Origin of the sequence: Methanosphaera sp. A6 (assembly GCF_001729395.1) — an archaeon.
Lineage (GTDB): Archaea > Methanobacteriota > Methanobacteria > Methanobacteriales > Methanobacteriaceae > Methanosphaera > Methanosphaera stadtmanae.
This window is the reverse complement of the sequence record NZ_MAIF01000027.1, coordinates 1-3605: the sequence shown is the minus strand read 5'-3', so window position 1 is coordinate 3605 and position 3605 is coordinate 1. Positions and strand designations below refer to the sequence as shown.

General features: G+C 29.3%; 1 protein-coding gene. It reads right to left on the bottom strand.

The annotated features are described in order from the left end of the window. Positions 1–3399: carboxypeptidase-like regulatory domain-containing protein (locus A9758_RS00910; protein ID WP_143740846.1), on the bottom strand; the 3399-nt coding region annotated here is incomplete at its 3' end. Positions 3400–3605: the final 206 nt, after the last annotated feature.

Here is a 3605-nt window from a genome sequence, read left to right as displayed (position 1 = left end):
ACATGTAAATTTACCATCATTATTAGTGGTGGTTGTGTAGTCTTTACCTTCAAATACAACTGTAATTGTAGCATTAGCTATACCATTATCACTTGCATCCATGAGAGTTCCATTAATTGTTATGGTACTGTTTACTGTAGCACTAATTGGTCCTTCAGCTGTTATACCAGTTTCTTCTTTTACAAACATGGAAGTTTGAGCACTAGCCATGGTGTATACATCACTACCAGCATAACTTGCAGATACATCATAATTTCCTGTTACAACAGGTGTCATGATAGTTACAACATATTTACCATCACTACCAGTGGTGGTTGTGTATTTTTTATTGTTAACTGTTATTGTTACTTCTTGATTAATAATAGCATTTTGTGCAGAATCAACTAAAATACCAGTAACATTAACATTACTATTAGCATCAACACTACCAATAGCATCAATAGTAATAGAGGAATCTATTTTTTCAACATTGAATTCTGCACTATCAGTGTCCATATCATGTGTATCATTACCAGCATATGAAGCATCTACTGTGTATTTACCTGTATTTGCTGGTGCAACAATGTTGAATTTGAAAATACCCTTTGCATCTGTCATGTTGGTGTAAGTATTATTGTTTAGTGTTATTGTAATCTCTGCATTAGCTACACCTTCACTTGTATAGAATTCAACTAAGCTACCTGTTATTATCATATTAGCTTTAGGAGTAGTATTATCAATTGGATCAATTTTTAATATTGTTCCATATTTTTCTACATCATAGCTTGCTGTTGCAACTGCATCTTCATATTTATCATTACCATTATATGTAACTTCTACATTATAAGTACCTTCAGTTGCACCTACATTAAATGTGTATGAATATTTACCATCATTATCAGTTGTTACTATAACACCATCCATATTAGCTATGGATATTATGATTTCTGCATTTGCTATTGGATTTGTTTTATCAGTAAGTGTACCATTAATAGTACAATTACTATTTGGTGTAAATACATTTAATTGATCATTTACTGTTAATTCTGTTTCATATTTTGTTATATCAAGTATAGCAGTTTGACCTTCAACTGCATAATCTGTTCCATCATATGAAGCTTCTACAAATACTGTGTCACTTAATTTAGTAACTACAAAGTCTGTTGTAGCTATTCCATTTTCATTAGTATTAACTGTTGTATCAATTCCAAATTCATCAACTTTAATATGTATTGGTTTAGATGATATAGCATTACCATCTTCATCAACAAATTTTACATTAACTACTACTGTATCATTAATATGTGCTTCAGTAGGATTTAATGTAATAGTTAATACTCCTGTTCCAGTATTTCCAGTATTATCTTTAATTGTGTTATTTTCACCAGTAGCTAGTACTGAATTATCACCAGATAATTCTTTAGCAACTAAACTATTATCTGTTACTTGATGATTATCTCCAGTTACTGTTACTGCATATGTGTTATTTAATGATTTTACTGTGTTATATCTTACTATGTCGTTTGTTTCACCGCCGTCTATGATTATTCCTGCATTGTTTTGACTGTTTATTGTATTGTTTGTTACTGTGTTATTTATTCCACGTGATAAATATACTCCTGTTGTTCTTGGCCTAATATAATCCACTGATGGATATGTAGCATTATCTTTACCTGTTACTGTTATATGATTACCAGTAATTGTTGTATTTAATCCAATAACCCCAATACCCATTGGTGTTGTACCATTTAATATTAGAGTATTGTTTGCTATTAATGTGTTATCTCCACCAAATTGTTCAACTGCATATGAACTATACCCATTTGTGTATATCGTGTTGTTTATTACTTTATTATTGAATACTGAACCTTTTGTAGTAGTGTAGCTTCCACCACCATATGCACGGTTTGTAAAACATACACCATATCCTACATTTTCATTAGTTGTTCCTTCACCATAACCACTAGCACCACAGGTTAAGTTAATAATATTATTACTTACTGTGTTATTACTAAATGAAGTACTGTCAAAGTATATTCCTGCAGTGTAATTTGTTCCTTTAACTATTATATTATTGTCTGTTATTGTATTATTAGAGGTAACTACATAAATTGGATAAACCCATCCAGAAAGTCCTTCTTTACATATATAATTTATATTATTATTTTTTATAGTTGTATTATTTGCAAAGATACTTAATCCATATCCTGTTGGATATCCAGAATTATTATCTGTACCTATAACATTTATAGTAATATTATTGTTTTCAAGAACAACATTATTATATTTTACTTTAATTGGTACTATTTTTGATTCAGATTCACCTGCACTCCAATCAATAGTATTAGTTGTAAGATTAACTTTAATATTACAATTTCTTATAATACCATCAGTACTGGTTTGAGTAATCAAATCAATATGATTACTTGGTAGTTCTGGATAATTTGCAATAAAGGTTAGATTATCTAATACACATTTAGCTCCTAGAGCAATAGCTGTAGCATAGTTTGAGTAATTCATTTGACTATTTCTTATAGTACTGTTTGTTCCCATCCAGACATATAATCTTGAAGTATTCATATTTTTAAATTCTAGTATAGAATTCTGCATTAATATTATTTGAGCTATTTGTACGTTCATTGGTATGGCATTGATTACAATCCATGTATTTTCAGGAAGTCCATAATTCCAATATAATCCATCTTCAGGATCGTATTCAAAGTAGTCTAAGTAATTTGAAGCAGAGATTATGATTTTATTCATAGATTTAAGTGATTTTTTATTATTATTTGTTGGTGGTATTAATGTATTATTATACTCATAAACAGTTCCATTATTAATAATTACCCCATATATAACATTATTTGTTATTGAAACATTTGTATATGTAGTCTTTTTAATGTTAATATTTGCTTTTATAGTGTTGTGATTAATTGTAATATTAGAACCACTTACTGTAACTAATCCATTAACAGTATTGTTTTCTATAATATTATTATTAACTAATGTTGTAGCACCAAATATGTTATTTGTTGCTGTTGTATTTACACCTAAACTAACAACACCTGTTATATTATTATATTCTACAGTACTGTTATTTGTTGCTTTGAATGAAGCCCCTCTATTAACAGTATTGTTTATATAATAATTTCCTTTGTATCTGTCACTGTTGTTACCATTTTGTGGTGCTGCTGGATCTGTGTATCCCCATTGGGTAGTAATACCTTGACCTGCAACATTAACAATATTATTTGCTATTAAATTATCATGTCCTGTTAAGGTAATTCCATAACAGATTAGTGAAGTGGTACTAGGTCCATTTAGTACATTGTTTGTAATATTATTATAGGAGTTAAGTTCTATGTCATCTTCTGCTACACCTGCTACATTGTATGTAGTTAAGTATAAAAGATTTCCCACATCACCTGTACCTGTTATTGTATTGTTATTTATATTACAATAACTTGCTCCTGCAAGTACTAATGTACTACTTCCACTGTTATTTGTTGATTTGAAGTTTGAGTTTTCTTCTGTTACATAACTTGCATTATCTCTTATTGAGAATACTCCTACTCATTGTACAATTCTCAGGTATTCTACTATTAAATTCACGTTACTTAATGTAA